Here is a 6,468-nt window from a genome sequence, read left to right as displayed (position 1 = left end):
TTAGCATCGCGTCAGTGAAAGGAGACCCACCACGTCTAAAGGAAGGACACCATGGGCACACAACGTCCTGCCGAACTCGCGGAGTACGAGTTCAATATCCGATCATTTCATCCCAAAGAAACCTTTGGCTGGTCTGGTCTCTACTTCGAAGGCGATGACCGCCGTTTTTCGCTCAAGCCCAACAGCCACCCGAAAATAACCTCGCGTATCTGGCATCGCGTTATTGTGAACACAAAACCCGAAGCCGAACCGAGAACCGTAACTGGTTCGGATGCCTCCAACCATCCGCTGGCAGATGAACCATACGAATACAAGGGAAAGGCGATTAAGCCGAAAGACAGGATCACCAGTAAGTTCTATAAACTCGCCAAGGGATCAAACGGAAAGGGTATTCGGATCGACGGCGGCTATAAAGGGCAGAATCACCTTATGCCGTTCTCAGAAGACATGAAAAAAACGCTGGGCTTCACTTATGTTCCGACATTGAACGTAAACTACAAGATCCGAGCGTACGTTGACCGTGATAATCGCCATCTAGACCTAGTAACCTTCATCAAAGGCGATGGTTTTCCCAATTGCGAAGCCTTTGTGGTAGGCCCCGACGATACTCGCGTTTTCCTTGGCATTCATGTCCGCAAAGGCGTGGCTCCACTCAGTTTAAGAGGCAATCCGAACCATCCAATGATTGCATCTGCAGTAAGGCTTCCCCTTAACCAGGATGGCAGCTTCAGTGGAACCATTGCCGATCTTCTTTCTTCGAACCTTTCGAAAAAAGGCCGGGGCGCCTTCCTAAGCATTTCGGATTGGAACACCCAGTTCGCCTCGACCAGCCCGAACAATGGTCGTTATACAGGATACGAGGACCTGAGCTACATCCGCAAACAGCTTGGCAACTACATCGACGATCTCGTCGATCTGGACGGTTACCTATGAAGACTAGAACACGTGTTATAACGGGCTGCCTTACAGTCCTTAGTGCCCTGGTGGCACAGGCAACAACTGGGTGTTCAGCCGACGAAAAAAATTATGAAATCTTCCTGTTGCCGGAAGACTACCAAGGCGCCTTTTACGTCGTGTACAACGTGCCTGACGCCGAACCGTTAACCTACGAAGATGGGGCGCCGGTTTACGACATTCCGCAAGACGGAATCCTACTCACGCAGACAGACGTCACCCCAAACAGCGTACGGAGTGACAAGTTCTTCTATGAATCAGAAGACGGAAGCCGACAGATCATTGATGGGCGCTGGACGACCAGCTTCAACGATACTCCGGAAAACAGGGCTGACGACCAAGTCTATATATTTAGTGAGGACCTTGTGAAATACGGGTATACGCGAGACTGCAGCATCTACTACAGCGATTTTTACGTTGGGACCAAGGCCCAGGCGCTCGACCAGATAAACAACTTCAGGCTCTTCAGCGAGGAGGGGTTCGGCCAAACGCCCCCGAAAAAAGTTCTTAGGGCGTGTAGCAAGGAATGAGCGAAGCAGATGCTTGAAGAACCGGTCGGATATGGTGCCGGCCAAGCGCTCCATGCGCGAACCAACGGCGCGATGACACGGTGCGCGGCCTGGAACTGTTTTGTCAGGACCTCGGGCGCGCCCTCCGGGGTGTCGCCGCGCCAGTAGTCGAGTTCGCCGGGACGGAACCAGCACCCTCGCCTGAGGGAAGACTTAAGCTCCAGAGGACTCCCATAATCTAATGCGGTGCTGACTCTCGGTTTCAGGCAGGCGTGCTCCCCGATCAATCATTTGTTGCAGACCTGCCGCCAGCGTGCCGCCGTTCACCAGACTGTGCTCGTAAAGCTCGTCCAGCAACCAGAGTATGCCGCGAACGTCCAGGTCTGCCTCAAAACCCGAGCTGCGAAGTGCCTTGTCTCCGGTAAGCAGGATCCAGTTTCGGTTCCGTGCTGTCAGATAGCATGAAACATCCGGAATCGATGAATTTCCCAGGTCAGCCCGAAGTGCATAGAGTTCCAGGATTTCATCCTGGTTGAGCGATTCAAGCCGAAGGCCGAGATTGGTAAGACGCGTACCGGGCGGTTGGTGCAGCTCTCTCCATACAAACTCGGTGGTCACAAACTGATGCGGTAACTGAAATACGGTCTCCAGCAATCCACCTCGATATAGATCAATCCAGATATTCGTATCCGAGACGAGAATCTTCCTTGGCATCCCTGCGCTCACTCGCTTACCGGTTGGAAATCACCCGCTCTATCTGGTCGAGCGACACATTGAGGAGTTCCGCCGCTCTTGAGGGAGTGATCAAGTCCTCCGCCAAGGCCCGGTAAACCAGCTGCTTCAGCCTGTAGGAACGTTCGCTGGGGAGAGCATCCGGCTCGCCTTTTCGATATCCCCGGATCGACCAGTCTTTAGAAGTGGACTTGTAGAATGACTCATTGATGATGCCCAGATCATAAAGCCGGCGCAGAGTGGCCTGCATTGAGATGCCCCACTCCTGCTTTGCAAGAAGGAACTCCTCACCCAGCACACGGCGTCGGGAGACACCAAAGGTTTCGCGAACCTGCTTTTCCGGGAACAGGAAAGTCCCAGCAAACCGATGACACCAGTTCTCCTCCTGCCGAGTGCCTTCAATCTCTCGTGGAATCTTCAGAACCAAATGGCCGAGCTCGTGTGCGAGATTGAACCTCTGGCGCTCACCATCACGGTCAGTGTTGCTCACGATGACCGCGTCAGCACCATCATTAATCCTGGCACAGAGGCCATCGAATTTTTCATGCGCCTCCAGACCAACGACCTTGATGCCGTGTTCCTCGAGAGTTTCAGTGAGATTCGCTATGGGATTAACACCAAGCTCCCATTGCCGCCGGAGCTCATTCGCAGCCTCTTCAATATCATCGACGTTCCGAACGGCAAACGCCGGCAACTCCAGACGCTGAGAATCCAACTCAACAATCTGCTCGGCAGCCAGATAGCGCTCAAGGTGTTCCCGCACCTGCTCCTTAATCGACGCCTGCTTTCCCTTTCCCAAAGCCGAATGCTTGCGGAAATCCACTTCTCCCAACTCAACTTCTTCTGAACGGAAAAAGTATTCGGGAGTAACCCCCAACGCATCGGCGATCTGGATCAGACGGGTCGAGTTCGGTGTGTCCTTTCCCTGTTCATACTTGGACAAAGCCTGTTTCGACAGGTCCCCCAAGGCATCCGCTAATTGCTGAAGAGACCAGCCCTTCAGCCTGCGCGCACGACGGATACGGTCATGCAGCATGGCTCCCTCCAAAGTTGACGCACCTTTATTAGTTGACAGTTTTGTTTTTGCTTATTCATTTGTCAACTCAGAGTTTCAGGGGCAGGCGGAGACGATGCGGTAGCCGGAGTGGTCCGGCGTGTGGCCCGGTAGCGGCACGCGGGTGATGCCCGGCAGGAGCGCCTTCGATAATTTCTGCTGTGGGCGCCGCATCCGTTTACCGGACTGGTCAGTAGCTAGCCCCCTCCCTTGAGTCTTTGGTGGTGGTTGTCCTCTCTGTCAGCCAGGGGGAGTTCCTTTGGCCTGTCCTTTGGCCCTTGTTTTGTTTGGTTCTTCGCAGATCAGTGTGAAACGGGCGCAACCTCTCGAAGCAAGTCTTCCCGAGACTTCTCAATGAACTTGAATTTGGCCAACTCTCGGGCCATGTCGTCATCATCGGAGTCCAGGCTTTTCAGGTAAGCATTCAGCTCATCTTCAAAAGCCTCATCCCCTGCCAACCGGAGCGCGAGAAGATAGGTCTCTCTTCTCCCATCTGGCGTGTCGGAATCAATTTCAATATTCTCGATGAGCTGTCGGTAACACTCCAAATTCTTACCGTCACTTTTTCCGGTTGCTTCTTGGGCCATGCACAGTGAGAGGCGGTTCTCAGGATGGGGCTGAAGCTCAACCAGACGCTCCGTTGCTTTAACGATACCCTCGGCTTTGCCCATACGCTTCAGGATATTTATCCGTGCGATATAAGCCGAGACATAATCTGGATCAACCTTCGTGGCACGTTCTGTCAGTTTAAGGGCTTTTTCCAGCTCCTCGCCCTGACCATGCTCCACCATAAGCTGTTGTGCTTCCTTAACCAAGGCTGCGGCGTTCTTATTAGGTTGATCGACGTCTTTATCCTGGTCAGCGGAACAACCGAGCAGAAACGCAATGATGAAGACCTGTATGAGCAGGCGACGAAACAGTATTGTACTGGTCATTGGCCTCTACCCTTTAGCTGGATTTCCTTTACTGCAAGGGAACTTGAGTTGGTACCGGTGCCACTATCAAACCAGTAGCCGACCTCAACTCTTACCTTATACGAAAATGGATTTTCCGAGGGCGCCAAGTAGAACTTGGCCGAGCCAATGGGAGCGTACTTGGTTTCAGGCCAAAGCTCTTGATTGCTCTGTTTAAGGCGCTTACGCGCAATGACCTCTCCCCCAGAAATCAAGACAGCACTTCCGTAGAAGTCAAAAGCCCCCTTGTAGTCGGCAAGTTCCATGGGAGGCGTATGGCCCATAGCAGAGATAAATAGGCTGTCACCTCTGGTGGCGATATTGCCTTTAACATAGAAGCTCCCGTGGGCTCCTATACCCTCTTGGTACAGGTAGGAGAACTTCTTCATCCTGAAGCTTCGTACCTCAGGCTCGAAGTGGTGTGTCTTGCGCTCATCTTCAGATGAAAAAATCCATTTGGTCATCACAGACTCCTTTCTGTCTTTACCGCGGGGAACGAAATCCTATCATCGAGCACAATCAGAAACCAGTTTGGCGGAGGAGTCCCCCAAACGTTGATCTTCGCGAGTTTCCCGGAATCACCTCAGACCGTAGGCCTCCAAACATGCGGCAAAAACCGAAACCCATCCCCGTCCTCGGCCACATACCCGATCCCGGGAAAATCCAGATGATGCCCGGCGACCAGTTCCCGGGATTTGGCCAGTTCGGCCATGATGTGGCGGCGGGTGGTGGCGGCCTGGGGTGGGTCGACGTCGAAGGCGACCGTGGCCTCGGGGCGCGGGAACTGGATGCCGGGGAGGTGGACGATGTCCGTCCAGATCAGGATCCGGTCCTCGCCGGAGACGATGCGGTAGCCGGAATGGTCCGGCGTGTGGCCCGGTAGCGGCACGCGGGTGATGCCCGGCAGGACCTCGGTGCCGGCCAGGCGCTGCATGCGCGAGCCGACGCCGGCGATGACGCGGTGCGCGGCCTGGAATTGTTTTATCAGGACCTCGGGCGCGCCCTGCGGGATGTCGCCGCGCCAGTAGTCGAGTTCGCCGGCCGGAACCAGCACCCTCGCCTTCGGGAAGACCGGCTGATCGTCGGCATCGATCAACCCGCCGACATGGTCGGGATGCATGAGGGTGATGAGGACAGTGTCGATGGCGCTCGCGTCGAGGCCGATGGCGTTGAGGTTGTCCATCAGGCCGGCACCGCCCTCGCCGGCGAAGGCGCCGATGCCGGTGTCGATCAGGATCCGGTGATTGCCGGTATCCAGCAGAAAGGCGTTAAGGGTGATGCGCGGCGGGGCCGAAGTCTTATACCTCGACCGCAGCAAAACCTCATTCAAAGCGAGAAGCTCGCCAATTGTAATAACCTCTTTCAGCCACTACCATATCAACCTCCATATTATCGTTAATAACTTCCATCGCCTCCTTCAGCGACAACGACTCAGAACCCTTCTGATCAAAAAAATCTCCAAAAGAGCCAAATCCAATTTCCGAGTGAAAGTAGAAATGCCCCGATCGAAATAAACCAAGATCTTCACACCAGAACTTTAAAAATGCGTCATAGAAGCTATATGAGTACGCCCAGCCAAATTCTGCATTCGCCCTTGGCTCTATCGCACTTGGATGTACAGGTTTCGAAGACTCATCTACTATCTTTTTCAAGAAATCCCCAAGAGCTCCAAAATCTATATCACCGAAGGCTTTCTCAGGAGTCGTGTACAACATCTTATCCACCTGAACTACTCGCTTCTCTTTAGTAAGCTCATCAATATATAGTGACGCATGAAACAAGCTTTTACTTTTTAATAACTGCGCTATTTCACTTTTAGTTAACGCCTGCTCATGCGTTCGCAGCTTCTCGACAACAACCTCCTTTTGATTAACAGAATTAAAGCTTTTATCTAAACTAATCGTATCTGCCTGAGATTTTCCATAAAAATAAATTCCCTTCCTAATACCATATAACTTTATGATATACCTTACCGCGTAGTAATCAAAACCTTGCAAAAAGTCTGACTTAAAAACAATCTCACTCAAGTGCGCAGCATTTCTTGAAAAATCTTTTAATTCATCGTAAACCTCACTCAGAATAGTATCGAAGCTTACTTCCTCAACATCCAGAAACTTCCGGTGCCTATATATTCCTTTTCCTGCAAGATAGATACTCTCGTTATCCGTGAAAACACTATCAACCATCCTCGTCTCATCGAAAGCCGATTTGCTAATTCCCAACTGATTAACAATCTGCGCGACATCTTTCCAAGGCAGCCCCTTAG

Annotated in this window: 7 protein-coding genes and 1 pseudogene; 2 read left to right on the top strand and 6 right to left on the bottom strand. The window is 52.5% G+C overall.

The genetic code is table 11. The features are described from left to right. Positions 1-51 precede the first annotated feature (51 nt). On the top strand, positions 52-933 hold the full coding sequence (locus F3089_RS15615; RefSeq protein ID WP_192497417.1) for a hypothetical protein: 882 nt from the start codon (positions 52-54) through the stop codon (positions 931-933). Beyond that, positions 930-1,484, top strand: a complete 555-nt coding sequence (locus F3089_RS15610) for a DUF6843 domain-containing protein (RefSeq protein ID WP_151441711.1) — start codon at positions 930-932, stop codon at positions 1,482-1,484. The genes F3089_RS15615 and F3089_RS15610 overlap by 4 nt, the downstream gene beginning before the upstream one ends. A gap of 192 nt (positions 1,485-1,676) precedes the next feature. Here F3089_RS15610 and F3089_RS15605 read toward each other — a convergent pair whose 3' ends face one another. From F3089_RS15605 to F3089_RS15960, 6 genes and pseudogenes are all read right to left on the bottom strand, one after another. Next, the gene (locus tag F3089_RS15605) at positions 1,677-2,177 is read right to left on the bottom strand and encodes a PIN domain-containing protein (protein ID WP_151441710.1); all 501 of its coding nucleotides are present in this window, start codon (positions 2,175-2,177) and stop codon (positions 1,677-1,679) included. 16 nt (positions 2,178-2,193) lie between these two features. Next, on the bottom strand, positions 2,194-3,231 hold the full coding sequence (locus tag F3089_RS15600) for an XRE family transcriptional regulator (protein ID WP_151441709.1): 1,038 nt from the start codon (positions 3,229-3,231) through the stop codon (positions 2,194-2,196). A 320-nt stretch (positions 3,232-3,551) separates the two neighbouring features. Beyond that, on the bottom strand, positions 3,552-4,184 hold the full coding sequence (locus F3089_RS15595) for a hypothetical protein (protein WP_151441708.1): 633 nt from the start codon (positions 4,182-4,184) through the stop codon (positions 3,552-3,554). Next, a complete protein-coding gene (locus tag F3089_RS15590) occupies positions 4,181-4,666 on the bottom strand; it encodes a hypothetical protein (protein WP_151441707.1) in 486 nt (161 codons plus the stop codon). The genes F3089_RS15595 and F3089_RS15590 overlap by 4 nt, the downstream gene beginning before the upstream one ends. A 119-nt stretch (positions 4,667-4,785) precedes the next feature. Further along, entirely contained in the window at positions 4,786-5,532 is a 747-nt protein-coding gene (locus F3089_RS15585) for an MBL fold metallo-hydrolase (protein WP_192497416.1), read from the bottom strand. Further along, a pseudogene (locus F3089_RS15960) lies at positions 5,525-6,468 on the bottom strand (hypothetical protein); the annotation flags it as partial. The gene F3089_RS15585 and the pseudogene F3089_RS15960, both read right to left, overlap by 8 nt.

The sequence above is a fragment of the Halospina sp. K52047b genome, assembly GCF_008709855.1.
Classification (GTDB): domain Bacteria; phylum Pseudomonadota; class Gammaproteobacteria; order Pseudomonadales; family Oleiphilaceae; genus Halospina; species Halospina utahensis_B.
The sequence above is the reverse complement of the archived record's forward strand: the minus strand, read 5'-3'. Positions and strand labels throughout refer to the sequence as shown.